The 15,750-nt window shown below is 33.7% G+C and carries 13 protein-coding genes; 3 read left to right on the top strand and 10 right to left on the bottom strand.

What is annotated here, in order from left to right:
- Window positions 1-169 precede the first annotated feature (169 nt).
- From BUC29_RS20965 to BUC29_RS20925, 9 genes are all read right to left on the bottom strand, one after another.
- Window positions 170-874: an NUDIX hydrolase gene (locus tag BUC29_RS20965; RefSeq protein WP_073418533.1), complete on the bottom strand. Its 705-nt coding sequence runs from the start codon at window positions 872-874 to the stop codon at window positions 170-172.
- Window positions 875-909: 35 nt separating this feature from the next.
- Window positions 910-1,944: a glycoside hydrolase family 43 protein gene (locus BUC29_RS20960; protein WP_073418532.1), complete on the bottom strand. Its 1,035-nt coding sequence runs from the start codon at window positions 1,942-1,944 to the stop codon at window positions 910-912.
- A 25-nt stretch (window positions 1,945-1,969) separates the two neighbouring features.
- A complete protein-coding gene (locus tag BUC29_RS20955) occupies window positions 1,970-3,403 on the bottom strand; it encodes an MFS transporter (protein WP_073418531.1) in 1,434 nt (477 codons plus the stop codon).
- 266 nt (window positions 3,404-3,669) lie between these two features.
- On the bottom strand, window positions 3,670-4,782 hold the full coding sequence (locus BUC29_RS20950) for an endo-1,4-beta-xylanase (protein WP_073418529.1): 1,113 nt from the start codon (window positions 4,780-4,782) through the stop codon (window positions 3,670-3,672).
- A gap of 50 nt (window positions 4,783-4,832) precedes the next feature.
- Entirely contained in the window at window positions 4,833-6,002 is a 1,170-nt protein-coding gene (uxuA, locus tag BUC29_RS20945) for a mannonate dehydratase (RefSeq protein ID WP_139260594.1), read from the bottom strand.
- 103 nt (window positions 6,003-6,105) lie between these two features.
- Window positions 6,106-6,843, bottom strand: a complete 738-nt coding sequence (locus tag BUC29_RS20940; protein ID WP_073418525.1) for an SDR family NAD(P)-dependent oxidoreductase — start codon at window positions 6,841-6,843, stop codon at window positions 6,106-6,108.
- A gap of 18 nt (window positions 6,844-6,861) precedes the next feature.
- A complete protein-coding gene (locus BUC29_RS20935) occupies window positions 6,862-9,024 on the bottom strand; it encodes an alpha-glucuronidase family glycosyl hydrolase (RefSeq protein ID WP_073418523.1) in 2,163 nt (720 codons plus the stop codon).
- Between the two features lie 268 nt (window positions 9,025-9,292).
- A complete protein-coding gene (locus BUC29_RS20930) occupies window positions 9,293-10,324 on the bottom strand; it encodes a LacI family DNA-binding transcriptional regulator (RefSeq protein ID WP_073418521.1) in 1,032 nt (343 codons plus the stop codon).
- Between the two features lie 774 nt (window positions 10,325-11,098).
- Window positions 11,099-11,470 (bottom strand): winged helix-turn-helix transcriptional regulator, encoded by a 372-nt coding sequence (locus BUC29_RS20925; RefSeq protein ID WP_073418519.1) that lies wholly within the window; start codon window positions 11,468-11,470, stop codon window positions 11,099-11,101.
- 156 nt (window positions 11,471-11,626) lie between these two features.
- Between BUC29_RS20925 and BUC29_RS20920 the strand changes: the two genes are divergently transcribed.
- From BUC29_RS20920 to BUC29_RS20910, 3 genes are all read left to right on the top strand, one after another.
- Window positions 11,627-12,232, top strand: a complete 606-nt coding sequence (locus BUC29_RS20920) for an FMN-dependent NADH-azoreductase (protein ID WP_073418517.1) — start codon at window positions 11,627-11,629, stop codon at window positions 12,230-12,232.
- A 358-nt stretch (window positions 12,233-12,590) separates the two neighbouring features.
- Entirely contained in the window at window positions 12,591-13,427 is an 837-nt protein-coding gene (locus BUC29_RS20915; RefSeq protein WP_073418515.1) for an SDR family NAD(P)-dependent oxidoreductase, read from the top strand.
- Between the two features lie 93 nt (window positions 13,428-13,520).
- Window positions 13,521-14,471 (top strand): helix-turn-helix domain-containing protein, encoded by a 951-nt coding sequence (locus tag BUC29_RS20910; protein WP_073418513.1) that lies wholly within the window; start codon window positions 13,521-13,523, stop codon window positions 14,469-14,471.
- A gap of 89 nt (window positions 14,472-14,560) precedes the next feature.
- On the opposite strand, the gene BUC29_RS20905 is transcribed toward BUC29_RS20910, so the two are convergent.
- Window positions 14,561-15,685, bottom strand: coding sequence for a LytTR family DNA-binding domain-containing protein (locus BUC29_RS20905; protein WP_073418511.1), 1,125 nt, complete (start codon window positions 15,683-15,685; stop codon window positions 14,561-14,563).
- Window positions 15,686-15,750: the final 65 nt, after the last annotated feature.

Here is a 15,750-nt window from a genome sequence, read left to right as displayed (position 1 = left end):
GTTTCAGCTTCTACCAAGGCTGCCTTGACAGATGAACTTCCAATATCATATCCGATATAATACATATTATAATGATTCTCTTATTATTAATTTTGCAGGCACATAACACTTTGTAAAATATTATTGTAACTACTGCTTTTACGAAGCTATCACAATCATAATCAATTATTTAAAAATTAAATTTGATTTCCTTTTGAGATAAAACTTCATTCTGCTGAATATTCAAGCTGTAAAATCTTGCGGCTCTGTGCGATACATCTTCTTGTTTTTCGTTTGAACCATATACGATTCCGGTTTGCAAAAGCTTTCTTCTAAAATTTGGTTTGTTTATTTCGATTCCGAGGATTTCTTCATACAAATTGATAACCTGTAATAAAGTAAATTTTTCAGGCAATAAATTAAAACCTATGGCACTTTTGCAAATATTTCGACGTAATTCTTTTAAACTAAAATCCAGAATAATTTTATGTTTGTCGTTTAAACCGACAATTTCATTAATACCTACCCATTTAATATCAGGGTTAAACATATTATCGATGTTATCTCTTTTAACTAAAGCATAATAAGCAATCGAAATCTCTTCCTGCAACGATGCAGAAGACTGGTAACTAAATGCTTTTAACTGCTCTAAGAAAAATTGATCGTCGATAATATAATTTTTTAAAATATTAAGGGCAGTACTTAATATTGTTTCGCCTTTTTTGATATAATCACTAGCCAATTTCCATGATATAATTCCTTCATTGTCTAGGTGTTTCTCCAATAAAACATTAAGACTATTGCTTTCAAAATTGAATATTACACAATCAATTTCTATTTTGTTTGTAATATATTGTTTTGCGATTTTTCTATTTTTTTCACCACCTCTTTTCATAGAAAATAAAATTTAAACATATTACTTTCTTTCACTTAATCTCCTGATCTTCCGACACCGTAAGGATCTATTGTAATAATTGAACCATCTTCCAGATAATCAATTTTGGTAACTTTCATACTTCGCAGATGCGTTATGCCTTTTGACAAACTCGAATCATGATAAAACAAATACCATTCATCTTCGACTTTGCAAATAGAATGGTGCGACGTCCATCCTACTACGGGATTTAAAATTCTACCCTGATACGTAAATGGCCCATAAGGATTATCTCCAATTGCATAACAAATAAAATGCGTATCACCAGTTGAATACGAAAAATAATATTTATCGTTATATTTATGTACCCACGAAGCTTCAAAAAAGCGACGATCGTTATCTCCGGCTACTAAAACTTTTCCTTTTTCATCCAGAATTTTAATCTCTCTTGGTTCTTCTGCAAACTCCAGCATATCGTCTCTAAGCAGCGCTACAATTGGTCCTAAAGCAGGTTCATCTGCCAGAGGTTCTTCATGATTTGCATCAAACTTATTGTTTCTGTATTTTTGGAGCTGGCCGCCCCAAATGCCTCCAAAATAAATATAATGTTTTCCATCAGTATCTTCAAAAACAGCTGGATCAATACTATAACTTCCCTTAATCGCTTCCGGTTCAGGCAAAAATGGTCCAATTGGAGAATCACTTACCGCAACGCCAATCTGGAAAATTCCGTTAGCACGTTTTGCGGGAAAATACAAATAGAATTTTCCATTTTTACACGCTGCATCTGGTGCCCACATTTGTTTCTCGGCCCAGGCCACATCATCAACATGAAGTGCAACCCCGTTATCAATAGTTTTAGCATTAATGTTTTCCATTGAAAAAACATGATAATCCTCCATTCCAAAATGATCACCGTTATCGTTAAACGGTATTCCTGCATCAATATCATGCGACGGATAAATATAAATTTTACCATTAAAAACATGTGCCGATGGATCTGCCGTATAAATATGAGAAACCAAAGGCTGAGAAATGGCTTTTTTATTAATTTGCTCGAAATTAATTTGTTCAGTACTATCTTCAGGCATAGTTGTATTGTATTTTATAAAATAATTAAGTTCTTCTTTCTTTTAAATCTGTCTCTATCTGTACTTCCATTTTTTTATCGATTTTATAGAAAAATAATAATGAAACGCCAATTAAAAAGGGTATTGCCGGAAAAATGCTTACCAATAATTTGATTCCGTTTATCGCAAGATCGGTTTGACTTGAAGCGTTGGGCACATAATCAAAATAACCTAAAAATGAAGTGGTTAATGCTCCGCCAATACTCAGTCCCGCTTTTAAACCCACCATCATGGCTGAGAAAATAATAGCCGTTGCACGACGGTTATTCAACCATTCTGAATAATCGGCTACATCTGCAATCATTGCCCATAAAAGAGGAATCGTTATTCCGTAGAAAAAACCATGTAAAATTTGAGAGAAAAACATAAAACCGATTGCGGTTGACGGAAAGAAATAAAATGCGATAATAAATAATGCCGAAATGAATAAAAACAATCCGAAAATATTGCGTTTTCCGTATTTATCAGCCAGACTTTTAGACAAGGTAATCCCAACAATCATAAAAATAATTCCACCTGCATTAAACAAACCAAAACCAGCAGAAACAGGATCACTTCCAAAATAATTCAGTTTCAAAGCTGATAAAACTTCTAAAATCGGGCGGGTAAAAACCGTAAGCTGATCTTTGTCTACATAATTTTCAAAATAATATACATAAGACCCGCCTTTCATTGCCAGAGTAATAAATACCAATGTAGTAAGACTTAACATAATGATCCACGGTTTGTTTTTCATCAAATCGCTTAAATCTTCCTTAATGCTTGATTTTTGTTCCGGTTTTGGAATAACACGCTCTTTTGTAGTTAAAGATGTTATTAACAACATGATTGTACCAATGATTGCTAAAACAGTCATTACTTTTTCAATACCAACGGCTTTATCACCATTTCCGGCACTTTTAATAATGCCAAGCATAAAAACCTGAACAAAAAACTGTGCAAACATTACGGCCACAAAACGGTACGATGACATACTGTTTCTCTCGCCCATATCACCCGTTATAACTCCACTTAAAGCCGAATAGGGTAAATTATTACCGGCGTAAAAAAGCAATAATAAGGTATATGTGACAACAGCATAAATTACTTTTCCGTGATAAGAGAAATTTGGTGTTGTAAAAGCCAGTAAAGCGATGGTCCCAAGGGGGATTGCGGTGATCAAAATCCACGGTCTGAATTTTCCCCATTTTGTGCGGGTTCTATCTGCCAAAACACCAATAATTGGATTGAATACAAAAGCAGCAATCAAACCTACTACCAGCATAATTATAGAAGAATCTCCTGGAGATAATCCATAGATATCTGTATAAAAATAAGCGAGGTAAGTCATTAATGTCTGGAAAACAAGATTTGCCGCTAAGTCGCCTAAACTATATCCTATTTTCTCTTTAATGGATAATTTTTGTGAAATGTAATTCATTCTTGGTGTGGTTATTTTTGGTTAGCTGATCCTGCAGGTTTCTTTTTTTATATTTCAGAAAGAAAATCATATACCAGCAATCAACGTATTGTTCATCACATAATGTTATCTTTTAGAAACGGAAAACCGTTCAAACAATCGGTTGTGTAAAATTATATAAAAAAAGAGAACTCACAAGTCTTAATTTAATTATTTCATTATATAAAACAAAAAACACATTCGGTTGTGTACTTCATAAAAAAAAGTTTATTTACATCAAATTTTTATTATTTTACTTCTTTTAATTGAATTACACGGTTATAAGCATTTTTAGCATTTAAGTTTTTATCAAATAACAATGGGTAATTTGTCCTGCCTTTTATAGGCCAGTCGTTTAACCAGGACTGTCCATCATAAACACCCCAAAATGTAACCCTGCTGATTTTGTCTTTATGCTTTAAAAATAATTTAAAAATAGAAGCGTAACGTTCTGCCAGTTTATTCTGTACAGAGTCCGGGAGCTTTTCAGGATAGGGATTCATTTTAGGATCATCAGCAAAATTTTGGTTTACATCTGCACCGCTAAAATCTTTTGGATTTGGCAAAACCGAAATATCAAGTTCTGTAAAAGCAACCTTAATACCAAGGGACGAATATTCTAAAATACTTTTTTCGATTTCTTCTAATGACGGATAATCTAATTTCCAGTGTGCCTGAATCCCAACGCCGTCAATTTTACCTCCACCTGCTTTTATTTTCTTGATTAAAGTGATATTTCCTGCTCTTTTAGCTGGTTCTTCATTATTATAATCGTTGTAATATAAATCTACCTTTGGGTCTGCAGCGGCAGCCAGTTTAAAAGCATCTATAAGATATTGTTCGCCTAGTTTGTCCAGAAAAATTGATTTTCTTAAAGTTCCGTCTTCGTTTAAAGCTTCATTCACCACATCCCACGAATCTATCTGGCCTTTGTATTTAGAAACAATCGTCGTAATATGATCTTTCATAAAAGCTTTCATTTCTGTGCTGTCTTTAATTTTTTGAATCCATGGTGCCAGCTGACTGTGCCAGATCAAAGTATGACCATGAATAAACATCTTGTTTTTTTTACCGTACGCTATAAATTTATCGGTAAGCACAAAATCATATTTATCTTTAAAAGGATGTATAAACATCGATTTCATAATATTTTCAGCTGTTATAGCATTAAACTCCTTTTTGATTAATGAATCTTCCCGGCTGTTTTTTTCTTCAATCTGATCTGTACTCAGAGCAGTTCCAATATAAAAATCATTTTTATAGCTATTTTTTAAAGAAACAGGGTCTTTTTCTTTTTGGGTACTACAACTGCTGAAAATAAAGGCAGACAAAAGCAGTAGAGAGTGGTTAAGTAATCTCATGTTTGTTGGTTTAAGTTAATAGTTAGTATATTTGTTTCGTAGAAAATCATTTACGCCAATTCTTTGAGTTTGTAAGCGATACCCATTTCCAACCCTCTTAATTCAGCAAGACCTTTTAATCTTCCGGTCAGGGAATAACCCGGATAGGTTTCTTTTTCTTTATCAGTATCATGCAAAAAGCCATGATCCGGACGCATTGGCAAACTTATTTTTCTGTCGTTCATTAGCAGCAGGATTTTCTCGACAATCCTTTCCATTTTGGTATCACCAATCAAATGTTCTGATTCCCTAAAAATAGTTTCATTTTCGCGGAATGTATTTCGAAGGTGTAAAAAATGAATTCGGTCTCCGCAATCATCGATAATTTTTTCCAGATTATTTTTCGGATCGGCACCCAAAGAACCGGTACAAAAACACAATCCATTTGAATTAAAAGGAACTGCAAGCAATATGGTTTTAATATCTTCTTCAGTAGAAACAATTCTAGGCAGGCCTAAAACAGAAAACGGCGGATCATCAGGATGTATAGCCAGCTTAGCATCATATGCAGCAGCCACGGGTGCAACTTCTGATAAAAAATAAATAAGGTTTTCTCTTAGTTTTTCATTATTGATATGGGCATAATTATCTAAAAAAGAAAGAATTTGTTCTGCGGTAAAATTGATTGTACTTCCCGGTAATCCCAGTAAAACATTCTTAAAAAGTAATTCTTTCCCGTTTTCAGAAAGTTTATTTCCAAATTGTAACGCTTTTTCTTTTTCCTTATCAGAGTAATCGTTTTCAGCATTTGGTCTTTTTAGCAGGAAAATATCAAAATAAGTAAATGCATCCTGGTTGTATAAAAGTGCTTTGCTGCCATCCTCATTACTAAAATTATGATCGGTTCGAACCCAGTCTAAAATAGGCATAAAATTATAAGTGATTATTTTAATACCGCAGTCTGCCAGGTTTTTTATACTTATTTTATAGTTTTCGATGTATTTTAAATAATTTCCGGCAGCGCGTTTAATTTCTTCATGTACAGGCAAACTTTCAACGACTGTCCATTCTAAACCTGAATTTCTTATAACTTGCTGTCTTTCCTCAATCTTTTCAACTGTCCATATTTCACCAACAGGAATTTGATGCAGAGCTGTAACAATTCCTTTTGCTCCGGCTTGTTTTATATCTAATAAACTTACGTTGTCCTGAGGTCCGAACCAACGCATCGTTTGCTGCATTTTTATCATAACATCTAATTATTTCATTCTACCGAATATTTTAAAGACTCAGCAAACATTGTTAAAGCTAATGCTCACCAAAACCTATATTAACTTATAGGTTTTAAAAACCAATACTATTTCCTCCATCAACGGGTAAAATAGTTCCGGTTGTATATTTTGATTCGCTCAGGGCAAAATAATAAACAGCATCTGCAATATCTGATGGTTCTCCTAAAAAGCCCATTGGCGTTCGTCCGAGTACTTTATTTTTTCTTTCCGGATCATTATCAAGTGCTGCAGAAGACATTTTTGTTTTAATAAATCCCGGAGCAATGCAATTGACGCGAATTCCAAACGGTGCCAATTCTACCGCCATAGCCCTGGTCATCGATTCGATCGCGCCTTTACTTGCTGAATAAGCAATTACTTTTGGAATCCCATATTGTGATGCCATCGAACTAATGTTAATGATACTTCCGCCCTTATTGTCTTTCATATTTTTTACAACGGCTTTACTCACAGCAAAAACGCTTAAAAGATTAGTATGAATTACAGACAGAAAATCTTCATCGGTAACGTCTGTGAATTCTTTTTTCAGATTGATTCCTGCATTATTTACCAAAATATCAATTGGGTTTTCTTGGGCAATATTTTCAATCATTTCGCCAATTCCTGCTATATCATTTAGGTCATATAAAACTGGAATTGCATTTGGTCCAATTTCCTTGCAGGCATTTTCTGTTTTTTCTTTTGATCTTCCAATTATATAGGTTTTAATGCCGTTATCGCACATTTTTTTTGCTGTTGCAAATCCCAAACCCGAATTTCCTCCGGTTACAATTGCCGTTTTTGTGCTCATATTTTTTAAATTAGAATATTAATTTCCCGGTGCAAAAGGAAATTTTAATGATTTAAAATAGTCCAATGACTGTGTTGATTTTTCAACGCCTAAAGGCAATTCCATTTCTGAGTATTGTTGAAAATACAGCAAACATGCATCCCGCCACCATTTTGCTTCTTTATGCTGAATTTCTAATAACATCTGAACTTCTTTAAAACGTTCATAATCAATAAATTTCTGCGTTTTATTCCAGATGTTTTGCATTGCTGCAACCTGATTTACTCCTTCCTGATATTTTAAAGCCAAACCATTCCAAAGTGTTTGTCCGTTCTTCAATTTATAAACCCAGGAAACGTGATGAAACCATAATAAGTCTTTCTCCGGACAGGTTTCGAGATTATCGAACATTTTTTCTAGTTCGGGGGCGTATTGCGCAGTTGCATTTGTACCTGTTTTTGATCGGTCAAAACCAATGCCGTTTTTATCTGCTTTATGATAATATACAGGATTCCATTCTGGTCGCGACAAATTAGAAACCCAGGGCCCAGGACCATAATGATGTCCCGTATCCATAATATGGTGCAAACCAAGCGGTGTCATATAATTGACAACGGCTTCGCGCGAATCCATCATCATTTGTTTAATAGGTTTTATGAAATTTTCATCGTTTGAAAATGTGCATCGAAGCCATTCTTCGGCAATGGTTTCTGAGTCTAGATACGGATTCCACGCAAGTCTGCCAAAGCCATACCAATTTGCCTGCGCAAAAGGATGTCCCGTCCAGTTTAAATCATTTCCAATATTAGAAACTCCTGCAATTCCGGTTAGTTTTGTTTTGTTGAGAGATCCGTCAATAATTTTGGCAACCGTGGTACCTTTTCCTTTTTGATACGTATCTGATTCTAAAACTTCCTGAAATAATTTCGGCAGAAAAACAATATGCGTGCTAAAACCCAAATATTCCTGAGTGATTTGAAATTCCATCATCAAAGGTGTTTTTGGCATTGCGCCAAACATGGGGTGAAAAGGTTCACGAGGCTGAAAATCTATCGCCCCGTTTTTAACCTGAACAATTACATTCTCTTTAAATTTTCCGTCATAAGGCACAAATTCGGCGTAAGCCTGCTTGGCACGATCGTTTGCATCATGCTCGGAATATACAAAAGCACGCCACATAATTACACCTCCAAAAGGTGCTACAGCATCGGCCAGCATATTGGCACCATCTACGTGATCTCTGCCATAATTTTGCGGACCAGGCTGACCTTCTGAATTTGCTTTTACCAGAAATCCTCCAAAATCCGGAACTCGTTTGTAAATTTCTTTGGCTTTGTTTTTCCACCACTTGATAACTTCCGTATCTTTGGGATCGGCTGTTGTTAAACCTCCTATTTCGATTGGTGCCGAGAATCGGGCCGTTAAATAAACTTTGATTCCGTACGGTCTGAAAACATTTGCCAAAGCTTCAACTTTTTCTAAATATTGCGGTGTCAGAATTAAAGCATTTGCATTTACGTTGGTTAAAACCGTCCCGTTAATTCCTATTGATGCATTTGCGCGGGCATAATCAATATAGCGCTGATCGATAAAATCAGGCAGCTTTTGCCAATTCCATAACGAAAATCCTGCATAACCACGCTCTACAGTTCGGTCTAAATTATCCCAGTGATTTAAGATTCTGATATTTGTTTTTGGAGCATCAACAATATTTAGATCCTGAATCGATGTATTGGTTTGCATTAATCTCAGAAAACTGTAAACACCATATAAAACACCAATATCTTTTTTTCCTGTAATGATAATCTTTTTTTTATTTTTTACAGAAATCGATTTAATAATAAAACCTTCGTCATTTATTTGATCGAAATTTCCAATCTCTTTTTGAATTTCGGAAGTTAAAAATTCCTGTGTCCCTACAATAATGCCATGATCTCCTGTAATAACTGACTTGTTTTCAATTTTTTTGCCTAACATTTCTTTCAAACCTGATTGCAATTCTGTAATGGCAATTTTTGCAGTCTCTGATTTTCCCAGAGAAACAATTTCTTTAATAGCTGCAAGGAATTCTGTTTGTAAACGGGCGTCAGTAACCTTATTGTATTGAAGCCATAATTTATAGTCTTTTTGAGCTGATGAAGACCAGCAAATTGTAAAAAACAAGAAGACAGATAGGAGAAAATTATTTTTAAAATGTGCCATATTGTTTTTTCAATCAATTTAATTTAAAAGTACAAATCAAAAATTTTATTCAAAATCCTATTATTTAGCAAAAAAAATGCTAAAAAAATATATTTATAAAAAAAATATAGGAATTGCAATCGGTTGTGCTAAAATACAAAAATAAGAGAATAAAAAAATAAAAAGTAATTTTTTTTAATTCTGATTAAAATATTTAAGCAATTTGACATTAAAAAAAACCTGTCAATATTAAAATTAACAGGTTTGTGATATATTTTAGAAAAGAGTATTATATTCTCTTAGAAGATTCACGCACAAGGACTTGTGTATTTAAAAATGTAATTTCTTTAGCATCTTCTTCCTTAACCGATTTTAAATTTTTAATAATAAGTTCCGCTGCCGCTTTTCCCATTTTTTCAGCCGGATGTGTTATAGTAGAGATGTTGGGTTCAATAATCTTAGAGATTGGATCGTCGTTAAAACCTATTACCGCAAACTCTTCGGGTATTTTAATTCCTCTTTTTTTTGCTGTCTGTACCGCACTTACAGCCAAAATATCTCCGGGCGTAAAAAGACCATCAGGACGCACCTTTAAATCAAATAATTGATTACAAGCCTTTACCCCATCTTCATAATTCATTTCCTTTAGTTTTATAATCAGCTTCTCATCGATCGGGAGTTCGTGTTCTAACAAAGCATCTATATATCCTCTTTTTCGCTCATTATAAAGTGTTCCTAATTCTGACCCGGCAGTTAAATGTGCAATTCTTTTACAACCTTGTTCAATAAGATGTTTTGTTGCTTTGTATCCCGCCAGGTAATTATTTATAACTACACGAAACGTATCATAATCTCTGGGAACCCTGTCTACAAACACAAGAGGAATGTTGTTATTAGAAAATTGTTTGAAATGAGAAGTATCCTTTGTCTCCATAGCAAGGGAACAAATCACTCCACTTACTCTGTTACTATATAAGGATTTAGCGAGATTCACTTCCATTTCGTATGAATCATGCGACTGCATAATAATAACTGAATATTCAGATTTTTGAGCCGTAATTTCGATCCCACTGATCAAAGAAGACAAAAAAGGCTGTGTTATGGTTGGAATTAAAATACCAATTGTTTTTGATGTATTGCCACGCAACCCTGCCGCCAGCGTATTGGGAACAAATCCCATCTCTTTAGCTGTTTGTTTTACCTTTTTAATGGTCTTATCACTAATAGTATGATGATCCTTCAAAGCCCTTGAAATTGTCGATGTCGCAAGATTAAGCTTCTCGGCAATATCATATATCGTTACGTGTCTGTGTTCTTCCATTACTTATAATACTAGAGTCAGTAAATTTAATTATTTTAATGATACATCAATTCATTGTGTGCGGATTTAGCATACTAAAAGTGTTTTCCTAAAAACCAACTTTATCCGCTTGATGAGATTTCGAAAGAAATTTTCAAAAAACAAAAACCTTTAAATCTCAAACTTTAAAGGTTTTTCTGTTTTTACGAATAGATTACTGTTTTTACGAATAGATTACATAGAGAATTTTCAAAGTGAAGTTGATATCTTTTTTGCGGCTAAAAGCTTAGGCAGAATTTATCTGAAGCAGTAAAAACGAACAACATAATACGTAAATTTTCTGACTGGCTGCTAACTTTATTCCTTCATTAAAATTCGGCTCTAATTTTTTGCTTTTTTCATGTATGTTCAATATTAGAGATACTGCCGAAAATAATTAAAGAATTACATTACTATTGGCTTCTATATTTTTAAATACTTTCACAAATATTCCAGTATTGATTCCATGAATCATTGTGTATAGTGATTGAATCGTTGTTTCTCTGGAATCAGCTGATAAATTACCGACCTAGGTCATGATCTGCCTGTAATATCCAAAATATGCTCCAGTCCGTATCCTTTTATATTTTTATTTTTTTCTCTTTACTAAACCTCAAGCTTTAACTCCATTTTTTACTTCTACAGCGAGAATTTCGCTTACTCTTTCCAAAGCAAATTTAAAGGGACTATACAGTCATACAGTCGAAGGAAACAAGCATCAAAGCACATCAGACTTGAAAGTATTAGTTATTGTTCTCATTTTCTCATACTTTCTTTGACTTTTTCTCTATGCAAACCTCCCCAGGCACTAAGCTCACTTATTACTTTTTTCAAACTATGACTGTAGTCTGTCGCTTCATAAATTATACTTACAGGAGTAGTTGGGCACACTGTACGTTTAACAAAATCATTTAATTCTAAATCTTTTAGTTCTTTTGCTAAAATCTTTGGTGATATTCCTTCAATTTCTTTTTTTATTTCATTAAAGCGTTTCGGAGACTGAATTATACAGAGGATTAAAGCAATCTTCCATTTTCCACCTAAAACGTAGAGTGCATCTATAATGTTACGCAGTGAGCCTGCACATTGATCTTTAGTTGGAAGTTCTTGTTCTTCAATTATTTTCATGTGTATAAAGATATGAACTTTCCCGAAAGTAACTAGTTTCCTTTAGGAAACCGCAATCATTCATATAGTCTCCCTAAGTAACTTTGTACTATTAAAAAGCTAGTTCTTGATATAATTATTGTTAAGAAAAATCAAAATTTAAAACAAATCTAAAATATGAAAAACATCCTACATCTAAAGTCAAGCATTCAGGCAGCCGAATCATATAGTATTAAATTAGGTAATGCTATAATTGAAAAAATTCAAGAAAAGTATCCTAACAGTAAAGTTAAAGAAGTAAATCTCGCAGATATTGAAATACCGCATTTGAATACTGAACTACTTCGAAAACTATTTACTTCTTCTGATAAGCTAAGTGAAGAAGAAAAAAAATCTATAGAATTTTCTAATAATTTGCTTGAACAATTAAAAACCGCGGATATAATTGTTATTGGTGCGCCGCTTTACAATTTCACCATCCCTTCTTCATTAAAAGCATGGATTGATCATATAACCAGACCCGGAGTAACGTTTGGATATGGTGAAGATGGCCGGCCAGTGGGTTTAGTGACAGGGAAAAAAATATATGTTGCTATGTCCTCCGGTGGTGTTTATTCACAAGGCCCCGGAAAGGATAATGACTTTGTTGTTCCTTATTTAAAAGCATTTCTTGGGTTCTTGGGTATGACCGATCTTACAGCATTTCGAGCTGAAGGATTAAAAGTAGCAGAACTAAAAGATAATGCTATGAACAAAGCAATTAACAGCATAATAATTGATTAAAATATAATTTGCAGTTTCTACAATGTTAAATTTAGAAAGTGTAGTTTATAATATCAGTATGAAAAATATAGTATATACTTCTAAATAAACATTTTTAACTTACATAGACATTGCCATAAAGTCTTATGTTTTGGAGTAAAGATTATTAAGTCAGTATTCAGGTTTTAGAAATAGTAAAGTTGCTTGCGATTTTACTATTTCTAAAAGCATATGGGTAAAGATAAATATTTTGCGGTTCTCCAGTTCCCTAATACCAGTAATTCGCTTTTCTTCATTTTGGTTAGGATAATCCTCATTCTGGCAACGCAATTAAATCCATTAAGAAGCAATTTTGCATTTCTATTAATACAATTTAAAAATGGAAAATAAACAGAAAGAAAAAGTTTGGTTCATTACAGGGTCTTCAAGAGGTTTTGGAAAAATATGGACAGAAGCCGCTTTGAAACGCGGAGACAAAGTCGCCGCTGCAGTACGTAATATCAACAGTATTGCCGCATTAAAAGAAAAGTATGGCGATCAGATCCTGATACTTGAAGCGGATGTAACCAATGCTTTGCAAGTGCAAAACGCTATTAGTAGGGCCAACGAATATTTTGGGAGATTAGATATTGTATTTAATAATGCCGGATATTCTTTGGTAGGAACTATCGAAGAGTGCAGCACAGATGAAGTAAAAGCCATGTACGAAACCAATATTATGGGACCAATCCATGTGATCCAGGCCGCATTACCTATACTGCGAGCCCAAGGTCATGGTCATATTTTGGGAACATCCAGCGCCGTTGGCATTTATAGTAATCCCCTTATTGGTTATTATTGTTCTTCAAAATTTGCATTTGAAGCTATCTACGATAGTTTATCCAAAGAAGTTGCAGAATTTGGCATCAAAGTAACGCTGATTGAACCGGGGGCATATCGTACCGAATTTGGCAGTGCTCAATCGCTAAAAATGGCCAGCAAAAAATTAGTGGATTATGATGATTTGAAAAACAACTTGATGGAAAATTTACAAAAGCTGGAACGAGGAAATCCTATAGTAACCCCCGATGCCATATTTGCTGTTGTAGATGCTGAAAACCCGCCATTGAGATTACTATTGGGTAAAAACGATTTGCCATATATTCAGCAAATCTACGCTGAACGCCTTCAGGAATGGGAAACTTGGAAAACTGTTTCAGAAGCTGCCCAAGGTTAATCATCCATATGTTTTTGACAGACTTTTATTCGCTTTCTTTTGCAGGAGAAAGCGTATATTGCTTAACTTGTATACTGCAAATTTTATAACATCATGGTTTCAAAAAAATCGAATCATTCCGTAAAAAGATTTAATACGCTGGCCGACGTAATGGAAGCATCTGGTTTTCCGCCCCCGAAGCATCCTTTAATCGTTTTGTTAAACGGAGTAGACAAGCCACTTAAAGGTCGTGCACCTAATAAATCGCACGTATTGAATTATTATAAAATAGCTTTTAAACCAGATGCCGGAGGAGAGTTAATGTATGGTAAAACTAAATTTGATTTTAAAGAGGGTGGTTTGTTTTTTGTAGCTCCACAACAAATTCTCTCTTCAATAGAAGAAAATGATAAAGAGGAAACTGCAGAACAAAAAATACTTAGTCCGCAGATCACACTGCTTATAGATCCTGATTTTCTGCTGCAATACCCATTAGCACAAAAGATTCATCAGTATCACTTTTTCTCTTATGCAGCCAATGAAGCACTGCATCTTTCAACAAAAGAAAAAGAAACCATTTTGTCACTATTCAGAGATATTGAAGAAGAGCTTGAAAACCGTATAGACGACATAAGCCATAATGTGATCATATCGCAAATTGAACTATTACTAAACTATTCACAACGTTTTTATAACAGACAATTTCTTACCAGAAAACAAAACTATCCTAGTCTTACCGATCGTATTGATCAGTTGCTGGAGGATTATTTTAATAGTGATAAAGTCTTGAATACCGGAGTTCCAACTGTTAATTATTTAGCTGATCAGCTGCATATGTCAGCGAGCTATTTAAGTGATCTATTACGAAATCTTACAGGGCAAAACACCCAGCAGATTATTCATGATAAAATGATTTATCGAGCTAAAAATAAGTTATCTGCTACAGCTTTAACTATTTCTGAAATTGCATTTGAATTAGGTTTTGAACAGCCTCAATCATTTAGCAGATTATTTAAATTAAAAACAAATCAAAGTCCGCAACAGTATAGAGCTCAATTCAATTAAATTTACATTTGTTTCAACTTTTGGCATTGCTTTCCGGTACTAAACTTTATTCCTGATGGCAATGCACTTCCCTATTACCTGTTTTTATTTTACTGATCTATCCAATTTTTAAATTCAGCAACTTTATTTTTACTTATAATAATCTCTTTTTTAGGATCCGGTTTTATAATTAGTTTTAATTGGTTATTTCCGTAAAGCACAATGCTGCTGATAGAACTTATATTAACTATAAACTGCCTGTTTGCTCTATAAAAAATTGTTTGATCCATCCATTTCATAACTTCATCCAAACTGTTATTACTGTTATATTGGCGATTGTCAAAAGTGTAAATGTATGTAATTCCCATATCTAGTAAAATATAAGCAATCTCCTCAATATCTAATTTTATCAGTTGATCTTTATGATAAGTAAGTATTCTTTTCTTTGGAGTTTCTGATTCTTTTGATTTATCATTTTTTAAAGTGGTATCTGCAAGATTCTGTAATTTCTGCTGATTTGAATTTAGCTGCTGATTCAAAACCTGAAGCTCATTTACCCTGTAATTTAAATCCTCTTTCTCAAGATCAAAGACTCTTTCATATTTTCGATAAATAACACGTATCATTAAGTAGCTGCAAACACTTATAAATACTGTACTTAAAAACAGACTCAACACAAACTGCAGATACAAATCTGATAATTCTTCTTCTAAGACAGATAAATTAGCATGTGATGCTACCATCCAATCCGTTCCTGCAACAGGATTTATATTTATTATTTCCGATTTTCTTTTTGGGTCATTAGGAAATGTACGTATCCCTCCTATCTTTTCTCCTTGTTCCAAAACGGTACTTAATGACTTAAACTCCTGATTGCTTATTCCATTTACCTGAGAATTATTCTCTTGGATTTTAACCCCAATTAACGCCGGATTAGGATGACAGAGTTCAATTCCTTTTTTATTATACATACATATAAAATCACTTTTTATATCTGTATTTTCAATACTTATCTGAAGATTATGAATTACCTGATCTTTAGACAATCCACTGCGGAGCTGCTGTTCTAAAAGTCGTGAAATTTCCCGAACTTCCCTCTCTCCCGATTCTAATTTACTATTGCATAATTTTTCTTTGGCAGACAAATAAAGATAACTGGAAGAAATCAAACTAATAATTAGAACAACAATACTAATGCCTGTAAGTGTCAAAGTATAAAGGCGTGCTTTTTTCATGTAAATTTATAGTCCTTAAAATGAAAACTGTTTAGAAAATTTTACTTAGGCTAAAATAAGCAATT

This window comes from Flavobacterium defluvii (assembly GCF_900129555.1).
GTDB lineage: Bacteria > Bacteroidota > Bacteroidia > Flavobacteriales > Flavobacteriaceae > Flavobacterium > Flavobacterium defluvii.
The sequence above is the reverse complement of the archived record's forward strand: the minus strand, read 5'-3'. Positions and strand labels throughout refer to the sequence as shown.

Excerpts from the sequence above, each read along its gene's own strand:
- BUC29_RS20965 (WP_073418533.1), bottom strand. The coding sequence starts at position 874 with ATGAAAAGAGGTGGTGAAAAAAATAGAAAAATCGCAAAACAATATATT.
- BUC29_RS20920 (WP_073418517.1), top strand. The coding sequence starts at position 11,627 with ATGAAAAACATCCTACATCTAAAGTCAAGCATTCAGGCAGCCGAATCA.
- BUC29_RS20915 (WP_073418515.1), top strand. The coding sequence starts at position 12,591 with ATGGAAAATAAACAGAAAGAAAAAGTTTGGTTCATTACAGGGTCTTCA.
- BUC29_RS20925 (WP_073418519.1), bottom strand. The coding sequence starts at position 11,470 with ATGAAAATAATTGAAGAACAAGAACTTCCAACTAAAGATCAATGTGCA.
- BUC29_RS20910 (WP_073418513.1), top strand. The coding sequence starts at position 13,521 with ATGGTTTCAAAAAAATCGAATCATTCCGTAAAAAGATTTAATACGCTG.
- BUC29_RS20930 (WP_073418521.1), bottom strand. The coding sequence starts at position 10,324 with ATGGAAGAACACAGACACGTAACGATATATGATATTGCCGAGAAGCTT.
- BUC29_RS20940 (WP_073418525.1), bottom strand. The coding sequence starts at position 6,843 with ATGAGCACAAAAACGGCAATTGTAACCGGAGGAAATTCGGGTTTGGGA.
- BUC29_RS20960 (WP_073418532.1), bottom strand. The coding sequence starts at position 1,944 with ATGCCTGAAGATAGTACTGAACAAATTAATTTCGAGCAAATTAATAAA.
- uxuA (WP_139260594.1), bottom strand. The coding sequence starts at position 6,002 with ATGCAGCAAACGATGCGTTGGTTCGGACCTCAGGACAACGTAAGTTTA.
- BUC29_RS20905 (WP_073418511.1), bottom strand. The coding sequence starts at position 15,685 with ATGAAAAAAGCACGCCTTTATACTTTGACACTTACAGGCATTAGTATT.
- BUC29_RS20935 (WP_073418523.1), bottom strand. The coding sequence starts at position 9,024 with ATGGCACATTTTAAAAATAATTTTCTCCTATCTGTCTTCTTGTTTTTT.
- BUC29_RS20955 (WP_073418531.1), bottom strand. The coding sequence starts at position 3,403 with ATGAATTACATTTCACAAAAATTATCCATTAAAGAGAAAATAGGATAT.
- BUC29_RS20950 (WP_073418529.1), bottom strand. The coding sequence starts at position 4,782 with ATGAGATTACTTAACCACTCTCTACTGCTTTTGTCTGCCTTTATTTTC.